The following is a 20,309-nucleotide window of genomic DNA, read 5'->3' as shown; positions in this document are numbered from 1 at the left end:
AGTTTTTAACATTTTTTTTACGTACTGTGTAATTTTAACTAATATTAATTTTTTATTAAGTTTAAAATGCTAATTTTGACTTTTTACTTAGCAATTAAAAAAAATATGTATTAGAACTCTAAAAAGTAAAAATCTTTTATATATTTGGTTTCAATAAAATTTGCGTGTAAAGCAATAGAAAATTGCAAAATTTACAGAATAATAATTTTTAATGATAATATTTACAACATGGCGTTTAAGAATTTATTTAGAAAAAAGACGGTTCAGGATATTTTAAAACAGGTTGAAAAAAACAATGCGGACGGGCATGAAGCATTAGGAAAGCATTTGACCGCACGTGATTTGACTGCATTTGGTATTGCTGCTATTGTTGGTGCAGGAATTTTTAGTACGATTGGGAAAGCCAGTGCCGACGGAGGACCTGCTGTTATTTTTCTTTTCTTGTTTACAGCCATTGCCTGTAGTTTTGCTGCTTTTGCTTATGCTGAATTTGCATCAATGGTTCCTGTTTCCGGTAGCGCCTATACGTATTCGTATGTTGCCTTTGGAGAAATTATAGCATGGATTATTGGTTGGGCATTGATTATGGAGTATTCAGTAGGTAATATTACTGTCGCCATATCTTGGAGTGATTATTTTACAGGTTTACTCGAAAGCGGTGGTCTTCATTTACCGCAATGGACTCAAATGGATTATTTAACTGCTTCTAAAGGATTTGATGATGCTACTGCGCTGATGCACGGTGGAAAACTATATGAAAATTTAAGTCCCGCTTTACAAGACGCCTATGTAGCTTGGACAACTTCACCGGTAATTGGTTCCTTTCATTTTGTTGCTGATCTTCCGGCATTGTTAATCATAGTTTTGATTACGGCATTAATTTATCGTGGAATGAAAGAATCACGTAACGCCAGTAATATAATGGTAGTTGTGAAATTGTGTATTGTTCTTTTGGTTATTGCTGTCGGGATATTCTACGTTGATACTGATAACTGGAGCCCTTTTGCACCTAACGGAGTAACTGGAGTTTTGAAAGGAGTTTCAGCAGTATTTTTTGCTTATATTGGTTTTGATGCTATATCTACAACAGCTGAAGAATGTAAGGATCCACAACGTGATTTACCAAGAGGAATGATGTGGGCAATTATTATTTGTACCCTTTTATATATAGCAATTGCATTGGTGTTAACGGGAATGGTAAGTTATGACCTGTTGAATGTAGGAGATCCGTTAGCTTTTGTATTTGATAAATTAGATTTGAAATGGATGTCCGGGATAATAGCTGTGAGTGCGGTTGTTGCAATGGCAAGTGTTTTATTGGTTTTCCAAATGGGACAACCTCGTATCTGGATGAGTATGAGTCGTGACGGATTGTTACCAAGACGTTTTTCTAAAGTGCACCCAAGATTCAAAACGCCTTCTTATGCTACTATCGTTACTGGTTTTGTGGTAGCGGTTCCTGCTTTATTTTTGAATTTAACGATGGTAACTGATTTGTGTAGTATTGGGACTTTATTTGCTTTTGTATTGGTTTGTGCCGGAGTTTTGGCATTGCAAAATAAAACGGATATTCCTCGTGGGAAATTCAAAACTCCCTATGTGAATTCAAAATATATCATGCCTGTTTTACTTATCATTGGGTTGGTGTTTGCTTTTGGTTACAATAAAAAGGCAACCATGGATTTTATTACCAATGAAACCCAGATTAATGATTCTTCAACTATTATTACTTCATTAAATAAAGAAGAAACCAAAAAAGTATATGACTATTTGGTAACGATAGATGCTAAAAACAGTACGACAGATACACCTGATTTAGAGCATTTGTTAAACCAATACCAACAAGATGACGCTAAGTATACAGCAGTAATTGCGGGATTACCAATTGCAGATTCTATTAAATATGAGAGTGGATTTGATTTATTCAAACATAAAATTCCAATGTGGATTTTCCTTATTGTTTTAATTGGGTTGACGGTTTGGGCCTTTAAGGAAAATTTATCTTTGATTCCGTTGTTAGGTTTAATCTGTTGTTTGTATATGATGGCCGAACTAAGTGTTTGGAACTGGATTTATTTTGGAGCTTGGTTGCTTATCGGATTGGTGATTTATTTTAGTTTTAGTCATAAAAACAGCAAGCTGAATAGTATAGGAGCTTAATTTAATATGGCTTTAAAATAGTAAAAACGTCCTGAAGCATAGGTTTCAGGACGTTTTTTTTGTTTTGAACTGCAGCACGTATGCTGTTTTGAAAATGAGAAATAGGATTCTCTATATTTCAATTAGAGATAAAAAGAGTCTTTTTTGTATAGAATAAAAGGCAATCTTAAATGAATAAGATTGCCTTTTTTAGTTGTTAATTTTCTATTTTTTGATGACCTGTTTATAGATGGTTTTTCTGTCTTCAGTTATCATCTTGATGATGTAAGTCCCGGCTGATAATTCGCTCATTTCGATTTGCTGGTTTTGAATACTTTGAAAAGAAACCAAAGTGCCTTTTATATCAAAAATTCCTGCTTCACTTATTTTGTCGTTTGACTGAATATTTACTGTACCGTAGGTAGGATTTGGGTATAATATAAAGTCGGTTTTGGCAATTTCATTATCATTTACTGCAAGTACAGCATTGAATGAGGCGTCATACCACTTATCAGTTGTGATTCCTGTTAAATCCGGACTCTGTGAATTTCCGGCTTCGTTTCTGAAAATAACATTGACAGAGGTCACTCCTGTAAAAGTATATTTGTACCAACCATCTGAAGTGGCTTCCATCGGGATGGATGCAGTCCAAGCGATTGTTGGAACACTTCCTGTAGGAATGGCCGCCCAATAATAGATTTTTGGAATTCCCCATGATGTTGCTGGCTTGAAGTAAACAGTTATAGGTGTAATATTTCCACCAATCGTGTATTTTTGTGTAGCGGTGCTTTGATTGTTTTCATTGTCTATGGCCAATATATTGAAGGTCGTTGTTTCGGTAATCGTGATCGTTTTGGTAGAAACAAAATTTGGAGATAAAGTAGTAGGAGTACTGCCGTCAGTAGTATAATATACTTTTGGACTAGGATCAGTTGTGTCGGTTGCTGTGATTTTTACATCAAGCGGAGTACTAGAGTAGCTGGCTGTTGGATCAAACGTAATTTTTGGCGCAACATCTAAATTTTTTCCAACCCAAACATGTTGAATTTTAGATTTGGTTACATTTCCTTTTTTATCTGTTACTTCTACATAATAGTCAACTAGTTTTTCAGACAAACCGGCAATTTCAGCATGATATTGATTCGCGATCGCTTCTGGTAACATATACAAATCAGCTTGGGTGTTGCTGGTGATATTTCCTTTTGGAAAAATCCTTTCAGTCATAGGTAAGCTTGTCCAGCTTCCTACTTCACTTCCTCCAGCGTAAATTTCGTTATGATTGGAGTTTGGATTGTTTTTACCATCGGTATCGATTCGGTATTTTAATTCTGATTTTTCAATTCCGCTTACATCGTAGGCAAAAGTGTACACAGTAAAGTCAGCCGAATTTAAGAATTCTTTATAGGCGTATGGAGCACCATAACCTTTTTCACCCGGGTTGTATGGCCAGCGTTGCGGAATAAACACAGATGGTTTTGTGTTATCAACTCCAGGATGCGCATCTAGAGTAGGTTTTGCATATTCAATACATCTGTTTACGGCAAGAGTAGTTTTGATTTCTAAATCTTCGGCTAATCCATAATATGCATTTCCACTATCGTAACCCGCCATTAAGAAATGCCAGGCTTTTTCAGCGGGACTCACTGCTGCTGTAGGATTTACAATTTCGCTCATACGAAGATTGCCGCCTTCTAATTGTTCGGCCATGATTACATGGTTTTCACCAGCAGTGGTAATGGCTTGATTCATCATGTCTTCTGTCCAGCCAGTTGGATTAAATTTGTATGTAGTGGTATTGTAAAAAGGCCATAACCAGTTGGTGAATTGTGGGTGCCCAAAATCACCGTCTGCATTGACCCAAGCACCATCTTCAACGTGAACCACTTCGCCTTCGGGTACGGGATGGTCTTTTAAATACTGGGGAACAGTTGTGGGAACAATCCCTTTTAATGCTGCCGCATGAGAAAATCCTTTTACGGATTCATCATAATAGGAAGAACCGCCTCCCCAAGCATTGTCTCCGTCGTGGGCAAACAAAACGAATGGAGGTCTTGGGGAAGCTGCTGCCTGAGCAACAATTGGATCTACCAAGGAAGTTCCGATAGCGGCATAGCCATCTTCATAACTTTCATAATCGGCCATGGGAACTACTGTGATTTTATATTCTTGAGCAGTTTCCGGATCAATGTATTTTGATTTGTATGGTAAATAACTGTACGGAACTGCAAACTGTCCCCCGCGAGCATCTTTTTGAGCAGAAAACCAAGTATTTCCTTTAGTATCCACTTGGTCAGCTTTGTTTGGAACATCGCACATAGTACCGCCACTTCCATATTTTAAAGGATAATCAGAAAGAGTTCGCGATAAATGACTGTTCGCAATAACAGACCATTCGATACCACATTCGGTTAATGTTTTGATGATTCTTTCAGAAAAAGCACATTCAGCAGGCCAATATCCCTTAGAATCATGGGATCCAAAAAGCTGTTTTGAATAATATTGATGGGCCTGAATTTCTTTTTTCAATGCTTCATCACTCATTAATGGCGAAAGGGCATGATGCATGGTGAAGGAAACCATTTCCATACGAGGAAAACCGCCGGAGGTCTGCCATGATTTGGCATCTTTGATGTTCTGAATCCAAGAATTAGAATAACCCCATTGATTGGCTTGGGCAAGTTCGTTTACATTTTCCAGTAAGGAGCCTCCGTAGGTGATTTGTGCACCGGCTTCTGCTAAATCTTTGATAGAATTGATTGCATTTTTAGGAGCAAATTGATAAGCGGCAACGCGGTCGCCTGAACCAAAGATTTCCTGTAAATTGTTAGTAGGGTGAGCTAAACCATTTTTGTCGTTATTGGCACCGGATACTTTCAAATCCTGCGACTCTTTGACTACTTGGTAACGATTCGGATTTTTTTTGCTTATATCCCCCCAGTAGGTAGGTTGATGCAAATGCCACAAGTAGGAGGTGTGGACTTGCGCTGGGGAATATAAGTACGTAAAAAGGGCAAAAAGGAATAGTATTTTTCTTTTCATAGTAGGTTTTATTTATAAATTCGGGGGAATTTTTTGATAAAATTAAATAAATTAACATACTATTTGTAGAGTTGATTTTTTTTAGCCAACTATTACGTTTTAGTGTTTACAACTTTTTTGAAGGAGAATCAATTTGGTAACAATTCAGTGATTTTTTTTTGATTGGAATTCGTTTTTAGGTGTTTTTTGAAAAGCTAATTTGTTGGGTAACAAAGAAAAATCCGCTTGAAAATAAATTCAAACGGATTTAAACAAATTAAAACAAATTAAAACAAATTAAAACAAACGTGAAATTTTTAATAAGTAAGTTCAGATTTTAAAATATGCAACGCCGTCATGCATTCTTTCATCATCATATAAGTTCTTTCAATATCATTGTCTAAACCAATGGAGAAACGAATCAGACCGTCAGTCAATCCCATTTCTATTTGTTCTTCATGCGGAATTTCACTAGAAGTGGATGTCCCCGGTGCACTGAACAAGGTTTTATAAAATCCCAAACTGACGGCTAAATAACCTAAGTTTCTATGTTGCATCAATTCCATAAGTTCATTTGCTTTGTCCAGAGATCCCACGTCAATAGTCATCATTCCTCCAAAACCATATTCCGGATTGATCATAGTTTTGTACAATTCATGACTCGGATGACTTTTTAATCCCGGGTAAACTGTTTTTATTCCGTCGTTTTCAAAGCGTTCTGCTAAATACATGGCATTGTGGCTGTGTTGTTTGATTCGGATATGAAGAGTTCTCAAGTTTTTCAAAACACTAGCCGAACGTAAACTGTCCATAGTTGGACCTAGAAGCATACTCGCTCCATTGTTCACATTTTTGAGACTATCAACAAATTCATGGGAAGCACAAGTTACACCTCCAACAGTATCACTGCTTCCGTTGATGTATTTGGTCAAACTATGAATTACAATATCAGCCCCTAATTTTGCAGGAGAAACGGAAAGAGGAGAAAAGGTATTATCAACAACCAATGTTAAATTGTGTTTTTTTGCGATTCTAGACAAACCTGCAATATCAGCCACTTCCAATAAAGGATTACTTACGGTTTCGCAATACAACACTTTAGTTTCAGGAGTAATAGCTGCTTCTACAATATCTAATTTGGTGATGTCTACGAAGCTAGTTTTGATACCAAATCGAGGGGTGAAATTTTTCAAGAATGCATAGGTGCCTCCATAGATCGTTCGGCTTGAAACAATATGGTCACCGGAACCGCATAATTGAAGCAGTGTTGGGGTAATGGCTCCCATTCCAGATGCTGATACATTTGCAGTTTCAGTTCCTTCCATCGCTGCCAAGGCTTTGTCTAAATACAAATTACTTGGAGAAGAATGACGGGAATATAAATAGCAACCTTCGGCATTGCCTTCAAAGGTATCAAACATAGTTTTTGCCGAAAGAAACGTATAGGTAGAGGAGTCAGAAATAGAAGGATTCACACCTCCAAATTCTCCAAAGTACTGTAAATCTTGAATATTGTCTGCTGGATTGAAATTTTTCATAGTTTATGTGTTTTTATTTTTGAAACAAATCGATTAATATTGGTTTTAAACCGCTAAAGAAAAATTCCACAGCAATTACCATTACAATTAATCCCATTAATCTCATCATTACATTAATTCCGGTTTGGCCTAACAGGTTAATGATTTTTGAAGAGCTTAAAAGAATAAAATAGGTTATTAAAATGATTACTGCTATAGAACTAAAAAGGGTTACTATTTTAAGAAATGAATTAGCGTTTTCCATTAAAACAATTGCATTAGTAATTGCTCCTGGGCCGCAAATCATTGGGATTGCAAGAGGTGTAATTGAAATATCCGTTACGTAATTTTTAACTTCATCTTTTTTAATTTTTACAGCACCTAATCGGGCTTGAAGCATATCCATTCCCATCATAAAAAATATGACGCCTCCAACAACCCTAAAACTATTCACAGAAATCCCAAAGAAACTAAATAGAAGTTGACCGGTTAAAGCAAAACCGATGATGATGAAAAAAGCAATGAGCGAAGCTTTTTTTGCAGTTTTAACTCTTTCTTTCTCTGATAAATCAGTTGTCATTGTTAAAAAAATTGGCATGGTGCCCCATGGATTGATTAAAGTAAAAAAGGAGGTTAAACACAAAAGCCCAAAGGCAAGTAAATCGTTCATTATTTTTAAATTAAATTAATTATAATATAATGTAAAGTACGGTTATGCGGGATTTTTAGTCAATAGTATTTGAAAAATATAGTTTTTATATCTATAAATTTTATATTGTGTAGATTTTTTATCTATTTTTAATAAAATTTTAATCCTTTGACAAAAAAAAGTCCAAAATGATACTTGATCCAACCGATAAAAAACTATTGTATTTACTACAAAATGACACCAAGAAAACAACTAAAGAATTGTCTTTACTACTTAATCTTTCGGTAACGGCTGTTTACGAACGGATTAAAAAACTGGAAAGAGAAGGAATTATAGATAAATATGTGGTGTTGCTCAATCGTGCTAAAATCGAAAAAGGATTTGTGGTTTTTTGCCATCTCAAACTTGTTCAGCATACCAAAGCCTTTATCGATCAGTTCGAAAACGAGGTCATTCAATTGAACGAGGTTTTAGAATGCCATCATGTAAGTGGAGACTACGACTACATCTTAAAAATTGTAGTGAAAGACATGGAGGCTTACAGGGAATTCTTGGTTAAAAAACTCACCACATTAGAACATATCGGAAGTACACACAGTACTTTTATGATTAGTGAAGTGAAAAATACTACAGTTGTGGAAGTGTAAAACAAATGATTTTTTTATCTCAAGTTCTATAAATAGAAGCGAAACACTGAAAGAATTTCTAAAATATCTCGTTAAAGAATGATTATAACATCATTTTCGTAACAAAAAACCTTAAACTTTGAACTTTAAACAAAACTTAATTCCTTAATTTTGCAACACTAAAAATAAAATCACATACACTATGAGTTCATTTGACGTAGTCATTATAGGTTCCGGTCCTGGCGGATATGTATCAGCTATCCGTTGTGCACAACTGGGTTTCAAAACAGCAATCATCGAAAAATACTCCACTCTTGGAGGTACTTGTCTAAATGTTGGTTGTATTCCATCAAAAGCTTTATTATCATCTTCGCATCATTATGCTGAGATTGCACATTTTGCAGATCACGGAATTGAACTTTCCGGTGAAGTAAAAGTGAATTTGGAAAAAATGATTGCCCGCAAACAAGCGGTTGTTGATCAGACTTCTGGAGGAATTAATTACTTAATGGACAAAAATAAAGTAACTGTTTTCAACGGATTAGGTTCTTTTGTTGATGCTACTCATGTTGCGATTGCAAAAGCAGATGGAAGTTCAGAAACTATCGAAGCCAAAAATATCATTATTGCAACAGGATCTAAACCATCTTCTTTGCCATTCATTAAAATTGATAAAGAAAGAATCATAACATCTACCGAAGCTTTGGCACTTAAAGAGGTTCCAAAACATCTTGTAATTATTGGTGGTGGTGTAATTGGGATCGAATTAGGTCAAGTGTATTTACGATTAGGAGCACAAGTGTCTGTAGTTGAATTCATGGACAGAATTATTCCAGGAATGGACGGTTCTTTGTCTAAAGAATTAACTAAAGTCTTGAAAAAACAAGGCATGAAATTCTATGTTTCGCACAAAGTGAAATCAGTAGAAAGAAATGGAGATGCTGTTGTGGTTCAAGCTGAAAATGCAAAGGGAGAAACGATTACATTAGAAGGAGATTATTCATTGGTTTCTGTAGGTCGTCGTCCTTATACAGATGGATTGAATGCAGATAAAGCGGGTGTGAAAATTTCAGATAGAGGACAAGTAGAAGTAAATGATCATTTGCAAACTTCAGTTCCAAACATCTATGCTATTGGTGATGTTGTTCGTGGCGCTATGTTAGCTCATAAAGCGGAAGAAGAAGGTACTATGGTTGCAGAAATTATCGCAGGACAAAAACCACATATCGATTATAATTTAATTCCAGGTGTTGTTTATACTTGGCCGGAAGTGGCTGCTGTAGGACAAACTGAAGAGCAATTGAAAGCTTCTGGAGTAGCATTTAAAGCTGGAAGTTTTCCTTTCAAAGCATTAGGTCGTGCCAGAGCTAGTGGAGACTTAGATGGATTTGTGAAAATTCTTGCTGATGCAAAAACGGATGAAGTTTTGGGTATTCACATGATTGGAGCCAGAACTGCTGATTTAATTGCTGAAGCGGTAACTGCAATGGAATTTAAAGCATCTGCTGAAGATATTTCCAGAATGTCACACGCGCATCCGACATTTGCAGAAGCAATAAAAGAAGCTGCTTTAGCTGCAACAGACAACAGAGCTTTGCACGTATAATTAAAAACGTCTTTTTTTTACATAAAGAAACCCGCTATTTGGCGGGTTTCTTCTTTTATATATATTATAGCTCTTAAATTATTTAGCAGCAAATATGCTTTTATAGTTTTCCCAATGTGTGAAAATCAAAAAGATGTTACCTAAGAATACAAATAAAGCAATAGGTAAGTTTTCTGGAGTCAAGAAAAAATTAATCAGTAATATATTTATCGTAACCGGAAAAATGGCAATATTGGCCAGCGTCACATAACGTCCTGTAACAAATGCCAGACCACATAATAATTCAACAGTTTTTGCCAAGGGCATCAAATAGGTAGAGGCAACTAAACCAATTTGAAAAGCTTTAAAGTTTCCTGTAGTCACGGGTTCCGGCATCAGATTAAAGAAATAACTGATGGATGTAAAGAGAAACATAAGTCCAATCAACGTTCGAATAATAATGATAGCTATTTTCATAATATATAGTTTTTTATTGGTTTAACAGTAAAGATTTATTTTTTAGGAATGGCACTTTCATCCATGTAGAAAATCTCCCATTGATGACCATCTAAATCCTCAAAATTATGGGAATACATCCAACCGTAATCTTGTGCTTCCATATAAATTGATCCACCTGCGTTGACCGCTTTTTGTATTATTTCATCCACTTTTTCTCTACTTTCGACATCTAGGGCTAGTAAAACTTCAGTATTTTTTCGAGCATCGCAAATTTCTTTTTTTGTAAAATCCTTAAAACGTTTTTCAATTACTAACATGGCAAATATATTTGAAGAAATGATCATACACGCTGCATTCTCATCGGTAAATTGAGGATTGAATGTAAAACCAATTTCTTTAAAAAAAGCTATTGATTTTTGAACGTCCTTAACAGCCACGTTTACAAATATTTTGGAAACCATAATATTCAGTTTTTGATTCGTTTTATTATATAAAGATAATTAATTTTTTAAAACCAAAACGATAGATTTTTAACAGTTTTAATTTTATTTTCTTGTATATTTTTTATAAACTATGAAGCTAATTCCGGTAATTAAGAAAAAAGGCCAAATATTGAAGATGAAAATAATTATTCCTTTAAGTATATACCAACCATTTTTTAGTGCATCCAGGATCTGAATCCCTATATTGGTTTGATAATCACTTTTGTCTTTATTGTTTGCAATTCGTTCTTGTTTCGTGGATTCGCCTTGGTAGATTTCTAATTTTATTGTGCTCAAATTCACTTGATTTTGCAGGGAAATATTTTCGATTTGGGCTGCATCGCTTTGTTCTTTTTGAGTCGTTAATTCATTTTCAGCACTGGTAATGTCGTTTAATTTTTTGCCTTTCGAATCAATGGCTTTTTCCAGTCTCTTTTGATGATTTGTTTTTCTGTTTTGTGCCAATTGGTTGCTTACTATTTGCAGGGAGACATCATCAGCTTTTATCAATCGATAATCCAAGAAAGCAATTTGCTTGGAAATCACCTTTAGCAGTGTATCGAGTTTGGTATTGGGAACCCGAATAATCATACTGTTTTCTACTGAAAACTTAGTGGTTTCCAAAAGACTGTCTTGACTTATTTTAGTTTCAAACTGATCAGAAACTATAGTTTGCAAATTGGTATAACTGACATATCCTCCAAATTGATTGGTAGCATTTTCAATGGCGTACGTTGATTGGGGAACATTCTTGACTTTAAACTTGAGGTCCGCTGTTCGGATAAATTTTCGGTTGTCGTCTTTTTTCTGCACTGCTGCAGATGAAGAAATAGAGTCTGTTAATTGAGAGGAAGAATCGAATGCTGTTTCTTCGGCCGGAGCTTCGCTTTTTTTGCAGGAAAACAAGATTACAGAAAATACTAAGGTGATAAAGCCTAATTTTGAAATTGTTTGCATAGAAGATTGATTTTAGAGATTGATTAAGAAATGATTTACCTACACGGTGTACTCTTTTATATTGAAAATGGTATAAGTAGTTTTCTATCAATAGTTCAATCAATTTGAGGTTAATGCCAGTTTGGTTTGTAATAAAAATCGTGCCATTAATTTTTAGTGACTCTATCTCGGATGGAATTTTTTTATTGTAATTTTGAAATCTAAAATAATTAGTTTTTGAGAGTTTCAATTTTTAAGAATATATCCAATCCAACTGTTTTCAAACAGCAACTTTTACTTTGGTCGCAACAATTCCGAGAAATCATTTTTATGGATAGTAATGATTATCCGCAGGAATATTCCAGTTACGATTGTTTACTGGCTGTTGACGCTTTTACTTCTGTAAAAACCGATTATCACAATGCTTTTGAGGATTTAAAACAGTACCAACAAACGACCAAAGATTGGCTTTTTGGTTATCTGGGATATGATTTGAAAAATGACAGCGAGCACTTGCAGTCTTCTAATTTTGATGGATTGCATTTTCCGGATTTGTTTTTCTTTCAGCCGAAGAAATTATTTTTGTTAAAAGGCAATGAACTTGAGATTAAATACCTCAATATGTGTGATGATGAAGTGGAGGAGGACTTTGAGGAAATCAATATTCTATGTTCAGTCGAAAGTGGTCAAAATCCTAAAATAGAAATTGAACAACGCATTTCGAAGGAAAATTATATTTCAAAAGTGAACACCCTGTTGGAACATATTCATCGAGGAGATATTTACGAAGCAAATTTTTGTATGGAGTTTTATGCCGAAAATGCGATCATCAATCCATTAGAAAAATTCCAAAAACTAAATGAAATTTCGCAACCTCCTTTTGCAGTTTTTTTCAAAAACAATAAACATTTTTTGCTTTCTGCAACTCCTGAGCGCTATTTAAGAAAAGAAGGAGAGTTGTTAATTTCACAACCGATAAAAGGAACCGCCGAACGTTTTTCGGATCCAAAATTAGACGAATTATCCAAAGAAAGATTGGCTTCAGACCCAAAAGAACGCGCCGAGAATATAATGATTACCGATTTGGTCAGAAATGATTTATCCCGTACCGCGCAAAAAGGTTCAGTTCAGGTAAAGGAATTGTGTGGCATTTATTCTTTCATGCAGGTACACCAAATGATTTCAACCATTACTTCAAAACTAGATCCTCAATATTCTGTTGCAGAGGCTTTAAAAGTAACTTTTCCAATGGGAAGTATGACTGGAGCGCCTAAGATTTCCGTGATGAAAATTATCGAAGAATTAGAAGAAACCAAACGTGGTTTGTATAGTGGTGCTATTGGGTATTTTAGCCCTGCGGGGGATTTTGATTTTAATGTGGTCATCAGAAGTATTTTATACAATAAGGAGAATCAGTATGTTTCGTTTTCTGTGGGAAGTGCTATTACCTCTTTGTCTGATCCCGGAAAAGAATACGAGGAATGTTTGCTTAAAGCAAAAGCAATGCGCGCTGTTTTGGAATAAATTTTTGACCATATAAGAAATAAAGGTTCTTATTGGTAGAGTGAAAGTAGTATGTACTTCCTATATGATTGGCGAAAAAAACAAAATGGTTTTCATTTTTTTTAGTAACCAAAACTACTATTTTTTTAAATAGGGATAAGTTGTGTTAAAATACTGTTTAACTTAGGATTCATAATTCGGTTTTAATTTTTTTATCTTTATTTTTGAAAAATGTTAGAAAAATTTAAAAAACATCTTGCTCAAGATTTTCCGTTTTTGGAAGATAAAAAACTATTTTTAGCAGTTAGTGGTGGATTAGACAGCATGGTGTTGCTTCATTTGTTTCAGCAATTACCATATGAAATAGCTGTTTTACATTGCAATTTTCAGCTACGTGGCTTGGAAAGTTTTGGCGATCAAAATTTTGTTCAGGAATATACTGACACGAATGCGATTCCGTTTTTTTTTACTCAATTTGACACAACAGCTTTTGCCACCGATTATAAACTTTCGACTCAAGTTGCCGCACGTGAGCTACGCTACAGCTGGTTTTATGAGCAATTGGAAACTAAAAATTTCGATTATGTTCTAACAGCACATCATGCGGATGATAATTTAGAAACCTTTCTCATTAATCTCAGTCGGGGCACTGGATTGGATGGTTTGACTGGTATACCTCCTCAAAATGACAATATTATTCGTCCTTTATTGCCTTTTTCCAGACATGAAATTGAAAATTATGCCAAAGAGAATCATATTCAATGGAGAGAAGACAGCAGCAATGCTTCCGATAAATATTTAAGAAATAAGATCCGGCATAATTTGATTCCGATTTTAAAAGAATTAAATCCTGCTTTTATGTCTTCTTTTGAAAAAACCCAAAACTATTTGCAGGAGGCCCAAACGATGGTTGAAGACGCATCAATCATTGTGTATCAGCAAGTGGCCAAGCAAGAGGGTGATGCCATTTATTTCGATTTAAAACAATTGAAAAGATTGCCTAATTACAAATCGTATTTATACCAATGGTTAAATGAATTTGGTTTCAAAGCATGGGATGATGTATATGATTTGGTAGAAAGCCAGTCCGGGAAACAAGTTTTTTCTACCGATTACCGATTGCTGAAAGACAGAGATTCATTAATTCTAAGTCCATTGAATTTAGAAAATGAGAATCAAGAATATTTGATTGAGAATACTCAGCGACAAATTAATATTCCCTTAAATCTTTCGTTTTCTAAAGTAGCCGAGATTAGTATCGTTTCAAATACAGCTATATTTGTCGACGAAGACAAATTACAGTTTCCGTTAGTTTTACGCCATTGGAAAGAAGGCGATAGCTTTCAACCTTTTGGAATGGAAGGCAAATCGAAAAAACTGAGTAAACTTTTTAAAGACGAAAAACTATCCTTGATTGAAAAGGAAAATACCTGGCTTTTGTGTTCAAATAATCAAATAGTTTGGGTCATAGGAATCAGGCAAGATGATCGATTTAGAATAGATAATACAACAAAGAACCTACTTAAAATACAAATTGAATAATGAAATCGAAGATTCACAAATACAGAATAAAATCAAATAAAATTTGGATGAGCAATAAAATTATTATTTTACTAGTTGTTTTTTTTGCTTTCGCTAAGGGGAATTCCCAAATTTTGGATCCCGCAAAATGGACGACTAAAATTGAAAAGAAATCAGAAAACAATTATATCCTTACTTTCAATGCTGTCATAGAAAATGGATGGCATATGTATTCCCAATTCACTCCGGAAGGAGGACCACTGCCATTGGAAGTAATTTTTAAAAATCAAAAAGGGAATTTTGATTTGGTTGGCAAAGCCAAAGAAAGTAAAACGACCACAGCCTACAATGATGTTTTTGAGGTAAACGAAACCTTTTTTGAGAAAAAAGCCCAGATTCAACAGGAGATAAAAATATTAAATCCCAAAGTCACAAAAGTAGAAGTAGATTTGAATTATCAGGTTTGCAAAGAAGCTTGCATCAATCAGGAGAAAAAATTTACGTTTGTAATTCCAGCAGGAAAAAATGCTGATGTTGCTGTTGTGAAAGTTGATTCTGTTAAAGTGGATACAACTGCTTCAGCACCTGAATTGAAAAAAGAAGTTGCTAAGACAGAAACAAAAGTCGCTGTAGCACAACCTAAAAAAGAATCGCAAAGAGGATTATGGTCCATCTTTTTCATTGCTTTTTTATCAGGATTTGCGGCGTTGCTGACACCTTGTGTTTTCCCAATGATCCCAATGACGGTAAGTTTCTTTACCAAACAAAGTAAAACCAAAGCGGCTGGAATACGAAATGCAATAATTTACGGAATTTCGATTATCGTGATTTATGTTTTATTAGGCGTTTTAGTCACTTGGATTTTTGGCGCTGATGCGCTGAATGCTTTGTCGACGAATGTTTGGTTTAACATTATTTTCTTTATTCTATTAGTAGTTTTTGCCACTTCATTTTTGGGAGCTTTCGAAATTATGTTACCTAATTCATGGGCCAATAAAGTAGACAGTCAGGCAGACAGGGGAGGAATAATTGGAATTTTATTCATGGCTTTGGCTTTAGCCATTGTTTCCTTCTCTTGTACAGGACCTATAGTTGGGACCCTTTTGGTGGAAGCCGCCTCTAAGGGTGGAATTGCACCAATAATTGGAATGTTAGGTTTTTCATTGGCATTGGCATTACCATTTATGTTATTTGCCATGTTTCCGGGTTGGTTGCATTCGTTACCAAAATCGGGTGGATGGTTGAATACCGTAAAAGTAGTTTTAGGTTTTCTAGAATTGGCTCTAGCGTTTAAATTTTTATCGAATGCCGATTTGGTTTTACAATTGCATTTATTGGAGAGAGAAGTTTTCTTAGCCATTTGGATAGCAATTTTTGGAGCTTTGGCTTTATACTTATTTGGAAAAATAACTTTGCCGCATGATAGTCCGATAGCGCATATTTCAGTAGGTAGATTGTTAATGGGATTATTGGTTTTGATGTTTACCGTTTATTTAATTCCGGGACTTTGGGGTGCTCCATTAAAATTAATAAATGCATTTCCTCCTCCGATAGAATATAGTGAAAGTCCTTTAGGTTTTGGAGGCTCCGGTTTAAAAAGCTCGACTGCTGTATTACCGGAAGGGGCGAAGAGCGGACCGCACGGATTAGTTGTTTTTGATGATTATGAAAAAGGACTGGCTTACGCCAAAAGTGTCAATAAACCTATTATGCTTGATTTCACTGGCTATGCTTGTGTGAATTGCAGAAAAATGGAAAATAATGTTTGGTCAGACGAGCGCATTTTTTCGATTTTGAATAACCAAATTGTTTTGATTTCGCTTTATGTAGATGATAAACGCGAATTACCTCAAAGCGAACACTATATTTCGAAAATTACTGGAGCTGAAATAGAGTCAGTTGGGGATAAATGGACTGAATTTATGATTTCGAAATACGCAACTAATACGCAGCCATTGTATGTTTTGACTGATTTAGAAGGGAATAGTTTGAATGAGACGAAACCAACCATCAGTTATGTTGGAATTGAAGAATACGAATCTTGGTTAAAAGAAGGAATTTCTAAATTCAAAAAGTAAGTTACATTTAAAAATTTCCGATTTTAATAATACAAAACAAGCAATGAAAAAAATACTAAGTATTTCTCTTTTTTTGATTAGTGCGATGATTTTAGCCCAAGATGCTAAAACAAATTATGTATCTGAAAATTACACAAAAAAAGAAGTATATATCAAAATGCGTGACGGTCAAGAATTGTTTACGTCTATTTACTCACCAAAAGATATTTCAAAAAAGTATCCTATTATAATGCAAAGAACACCTTATAATAGTGCTCCTTATGGCGCAGACCAATTCAAAAAAAGTATTTCTCCCAGCGAGACGATGATGAAAGAGGGGTATATTGTAGTGTATCAAGATGTTCGAGGCCGTTATATGAGTGATGGATTGTATGACAACATGCGTGGGTATGTTCCGAATAAAAAAAGCAAGAAAGATGTTGATGAAGCATCAGACACTTATGATACTATAGATTGGTTGGTCAAAAATGTTGCTAATAACAACGGAAATGTCGGAACTTGGGGTATTTCATATCCGGGTTTTTACGCTACTTATTCTTTGTTAAGCAATCATCCGGCTTTGAAAGCGGTTTCTCCCCAAGCGTGTATTAGTGATTTCTTCTTTGATGATTTTCATCACAATGGAGCTTATCTGTTAAGTTATTGGAAAGTGACTCCTTTATTTGGTCCACAGAAGACCAAGCGTACTCCCGAAGCTTGGTTCAAATTTCCAAATGTAGGGACTAATGATGATTATCAGTTTTTTTTGAATACCGGTCCATTGGTAAATTTGGATAAATATTATGGTAAAGAAGATGAATTTTGGCAACAGCTAAAAGACCATCCTAATTACGATGAGTTTTGGCAAAAAAGAGGTATTCTGCAACATTTAAAGAATATTAAACCAGCTGTAATGATTGTTGGTGGTTGGTTTGATGCCGAAGATTTGTATGGACCTTTAAATACGTACAGCACTATTGAAAAGAGTAGTAAAAATTACAATACAATCGTTATGGGACCTTGGAGCCATGGGGATTGGGCTAGAAATTCAGCTAATCAAGTAATTGGGAATATTAATTTTGGAGATAGTATTTCAGGCTTTTATCAAAAAAACATTGAAGCTAATTTTTTCCGTCATTTTTTAAAGAATAATGGAAAAGGAGAAAATAGATTACCAGAAGCCTATGTTTTTGATTCCGGTAAAAAAGAATGGAAAACCTATGAAACCTGGCCTCCTCAAAATACTGAAAAACAAGATTTCTTTCTTCAGGAAAATAGGTTGACTAAAATGGCTAAAAAGAATTTTGCTTTTGAAGAGTTTATCAGTGATCCTAAAAAACCAGTTCCTTATTCAGAGGATATTAAACAGCAAGGGCTTACGCCAAGGAAATTCATGACTGATGACCAACGTTTCGCCGCCAAACGTCCTGATGTATTGGTTTTTGAAACGGAAGTTTTAAATGAAGACACGACATTGGCTGGAGAAATTTTAGCGAAGCTTCAAGTTTCAACCACAGGAACTGATGCCGATTGGATAGTTAAAGTGATTGATGTCTTCCCAAATGATGAACCTGAAACCAAGGAAATTGCCCCATATTTAAAAATGAGTAATTATCATATGATGGTGCGAAGTGAAGTGATGCGGGGGCGTTTTAGAAATAGTTTTTCAAATCCGGAACCTTTTGTGCCAAATGAGAAAACAGCTGTTAATTTAAAATTACAAGATGTTTTTCATACTTTCAAAAAAGGGCATAAAATCCAAATTCAGGTTCAGAGCACTTGGTTTCCATATATCGATTTGAATCCACAAACTTTTGTTCCTAATATTTTTTATGCAAAGCCGGAAGATTTTCAGAAGCAAACACATCGTGTTTATAATGATTCAAAAATTGAGTTTACTGTTTTGAAGTAATATCTAAATCACCAGTTTTCGAAATATAGTCCCAATCCTTACAAGATTGGGATTTTTTTTGCCTTCTATTCTCTATAAAATTGTTGCAGCCGTTTTGATGATTTTGTGGCTGTAATTTTTTCATTCCTAGCGGAAAGAAAAGTGAAAGATGCAGTTAGTAGTTTTTTTTTACCCTTTAATCGAAAATGTATTAAAAAGTGGACTAATGAATTCTTAATTATATAAATTAGTGTTAAGTATTTGGAATTTAAACCATTAAAAGTTTATTTTTCTTGTTAAAATTATTTTTTCTAAAAGAATTTTATTGAAGTGAATCGAAAAGATAGAAGCCCATTCGGTCGATTTACTTTTACAGTTAGGCATACAGTACATGTTATTTTATTATTTAAACTTACTAAATATGAAAACATTTCTACCTAAGTCCGCATTTTTAACGATTGTTTTTTTTATTGCAAATTTGGTTTTTGCAAGTACTGCCTTTGGGCAGGCGACTGTAACAACTGATCAGCCAGATTATGCACCTGGTTCGACCTGTACAATAACAGGTTCAGGTTTTTTACCTGGGGAAACTGTCACCTTACAAGTTATGCATGCCGATGAGACTCCAAATGATGGTGAAGAGCATTTTCTTTGGGATGTCATTGCAGATGAAAACGGTAATTTCGTAACCACATGGCATGTCTGCGAAGATGATTGTTTGGGATCTACCTTGAAGGCAACTGCTGATGGGGAAACAAGTGGTTTGCATGCAGAGGTTATTTTTACGGATGGTAATGTTAGAGTAAAATCTAGTACAAGTACTGCATCAATTTTCTGGAGTGATTTGCCTTCTACCGACTGTACAGGAGTTCCAATTTCCTCAGGGACGGGAACTGCAACTACAAATAGTGGATTAACATTTAGTAAACTAAATACAAATACTTTAAAATCATTAAGAATTGAGGCTCCCTTGCAAGCCGCCAATGGCTATTATTTCAGTTCATGGTCGGGACCTGCAGGAGCCTATACAGTTGACGGATCTAATCCTAGGGTTATTTGTGTCCCGGGAACAAATTCGAATGGTATTCAGGATTTTACAATTTCTTATGTCGCTTGCAGTCCACCAACAATTACTGGACAGCCAAATGCTGCAGTAATTTCATATGGGAGTAATTCAAGTTTCACTGTTGTAGCTGCCGGAACGACGCCACTAACTTATCAATGGCAGGAAAATGCAGGTAGTGGATTTGTAAATATTAGCAATGGAGGAGTTTATTCTAATACTACAGAAGCTACCTTAACTTTAACAAAACCAACTGTTGAAATGAGTGGTAGAACTTATCGTTGTATCGTTACAGGAGCATGTTTGCCAACTACGATTTCGAATGGAGTTGCAACATTGACAGTGAATCCTGTAGAACTGATCCCTCATATAACAGCAAACGATAAGCCTTATGATGGTGGAACAAGTGCAACTTTGAGTGCACAATGGGTAACGGGCATGGTAAACAATGAAACGGATGTTACACTAATTGTGGGAGTTAAAAGTTTTGACAATGCAAATACAGGTGCCAGAACAGTTACCGCCAGTTCGTTGACACTTGGAGGAACAAAAGCCGGCAATTATGTATTGGCAGTTTCAGCTACTGCAGCAGATGATGCAGCAATCACAGCTGTAGAACTGATCCCTCATATAACAGCAAACGATAAGCCTTATGATGGTGGAACAAATGCAACTTTGAGTGCACAATGGCTAACGGGCATGGTAAACAATGAAACGGATGTTACACTAATTGTTGGAGCTAAAAGTTTTGACAATGCAAATACAGGTGCCAGAACAGTTACCGCCAGTTCGTTGACACTTGGAGGAACAGAAGCCGGCAATTATGTATTGGCAGTTTCAGCTACTGCAACAGATGACGCAGC

General features: G+C 35.3%; 14 protein-coding genes. 8 read left to right on the top strand and 6 right to left on the bottom strand.

Annotation, left to right across the window (positions count from 1 at the left end; all coding sequences use genetic code 11):
* Positions 1-228 precede the first annotated feature (228 nt).
* Positions 229-2,160: an amino acid permease gene (locus ABEB23_RS04210; protein WP_348811149.1), complete on the top strand. Its 1,932-nt coding sequence runs from the start codon at positions 229-231 to the stop codon at positions 2,158-2,160.
* Positions 2,161-2,364: 204 nt separating this feature from the next.
* Here ABEB23_RS04210 and ABEB23_RS04205 read toward each other — a convergent pair whose 3' ends face one another.
* The 3 genes from ABEB23_RS04205 to ABEB23_RS04195 all read right to left on the bottom strand — a co-directional run bounded on the left by ABEB23_RS04205 (position 2,365) and on the right by ABEB23_RS04195 (position 7,344).
* A complete protein-coding gene (locus ABEB23_RS04205; protein WP_348811148.1) occupies positions 2,365-5,178 on the bottom strand; it encodes a starch-binding protein in 2,814 nt (937 codons plus the stop codon).
* 296 nt (positions 5,179-5,474) lie between these two features.
* Positions 5,475-6,695 (bottom strand): aminotransferase class I/II-fold pyridoxal phosphate-dependent enzyme, encoded by a 1,221-nt coding sequence (locus ABEB23_RS04200; protein WP_348811147.1) that lies wholly within the window; start codon positions 6,693-6,695, stop codon positions 5,475-5,477.
* A gap of 13 nt (positions 6,696-6,708) precedes the next feature.
* Positions 6,709-7,344 carry a MarC family protein gene (locus ABEB23_RS04195; protein ID WP_348811146.1) on the bottom strand — a complete coding sequence of 212 codons (636 nt, stop codon included), beginning with the start codon at positions 7,342-7,344 and terminating at the stop codon, positions 6,709-6,711.
* A gap of 167 nt (positions 7,345-7,511) precedes the next feature.
* On the opposite strand from ABEB23_RS04195, the gene ABEB23_RS04190 reads away from it, so the two are divergent.
* Positions 7,512-7,970: an Lrp/AsnC family transcriptional regulator gene (locus ABEB23_RS04190; RefSeq protein ID WP_348811145.1), complete on the top strand. Its 459-nt coding sequence runs from the start codon at positions 7,512-7,514 to the stop codon at positions 7,968-7,970.
* A 181-nt stretch (positions 7,971-8,151) separates the two neighbouring features.
* Positions 8,152-9,555 (top strand): dihydrolipoyl dehydrogenase, encoded by a 1,404-nt coding sequence (lpdA, locus tag ABEB23_RS04185; protein ID WP_348811144.1) that lies wholly within the window; start codon positions 8,152-8,154, stop codon positions 9,553-9,555.
* A 78-nt stretch (positions 9,556-9,633) separates the two neighbouring features.
* Here lpdA and ABEB23_RS04180 read toward each other — a convergent pair whose 3' ends face one another.
* The 3 genes from ABEB23_RS04180 to ABEB23_RS04170 all read right to left on the bottom strand — a co-directional run bounded on the left by ABEB23_RS04180 (position 9,634) and on the right by ABEB23_RS04170 (position 11,432).
* Positions 9,634-10,011 (bottom strand): DoxX family membrane protein, encoded by a 378-nt coding sequence (locus ABEB23_RS04180; RefSeq protein ID WP_348811143.1) that lies wholly within the window; start codon positions 10,009-10,011, stop codon positions 9,634-9,636.
* Between the two features lie 35 nt (positions 10,012-10,046).
* A complete protein-coding gene (locus ABEB23_RS04175) occupies positions 10,047-10,454 on the bottom strand; it encodes a VOC family protein (RefSeq protein WP_348811142.1) in 408 nt (135 codons plus the stop codon).
* A gap of 84 nt (positions 10,455-10,538) precedes the next feature.
* Positions 10,539-11,432 carry a DUF4349 domain-containing protein gene (locus ABEB23_RS04170; RefSeq protein ID WP_348811141.1) on the bottom strand — a complete coding sequence of 298 codons (894 nt, stop codon included), beginning with the start codon at positions 11,430-11,432 and terminating at the stop codon, positions 10,539-10,541.
* A 216-nt stretch (positions 11,433-11,648) separates the two neighbouring features.
* Here ABEB23_RS04170 and ABEB23_RS04165 point away from each other — a divergent pair, with 216 nt between their 5' ends.
* From ABEB23_RS04165 to ABEB23_RS04145, 5 genes are all read left to right on the top strand, one after another.
* Entirely contained in the window at positions 11,649-12,935 is a 1,287-nt protein-coding gene (locus ABEB23_RS04165; protein ID WP_348811139.1) for an anthranilate synthase component I family protein, read from the top strand.
* A 210-nt stretch (positions 12,936-13,145) separates the two neighbouring features.
* The gene (tilS, locus tag ABEB23_RS04160; RefSeq protein ID WP_348811138.1) at positions 13,146-14,456 is read left to right on the top strand and encodes a tRNA lysidine(34) synthetase TilS; all 1,311 of its coding nucleotides are present in this window, start codon (positions 13,146-13,148) and stop codon (positions 14,454-14,456) included.
* A 47-nt stretch (positions 14,457-14,503) separates the two neighbouring features.
* Positions 14,504-16,513 (top strand): protein-disulfide reductase DsbD family protein, encoded by a 2,010-nt coding sequence (locus ABEB23_RS04155; RefSeq protein ID WP_348811137.1) that lies wholly within the window; start codon positions 14,504-14,506, stop codon positions 16,511-16,513.
* A 43-nt stretch (positions 16,514-16,556) separates the two neighbouring features.
* The gene (locus ABEB23_RS04150) at positions 16,557-18,404 is read left to right on the top strand and encodes a CocE/NonD family hydrolase (RefSeq protein ID WP_348811136.1); all 1,848 of its coding nucleotides are present in this window, start codon (positions 16,557-16,559) and stop codon (positions 18,402-18,404) included.
* A 400-nt stretch (positions 18,405-18,804) separates the two neighbouring features.
* Positions 18,805-20,309, top strand: a 1,505-nt coding sequence (locus tag ABEB23_RS04145) for a YDG domain-containing protein (protein ID WP_348811135.1), incomplete at its 3' end; no start/stop codon positions are given.

The sequence above is a fragment of the Flavobacterium maritimum genome, assembly GCF_040049085.1.
In the GTDB taxonomy this organism is placed as follows: domain Bacteria; phylum Bacteroidota; class Bacteroidia; order Flavobacteriales; family Flavobacteriaceae; genus Flavobacterium; species Flavobacterium maritimum.
The sequence above is the reverse complement of the archived record's forward strand: the minus strand, read 5'-3'. Positions and strand labels throughout refer to the sequence as shown.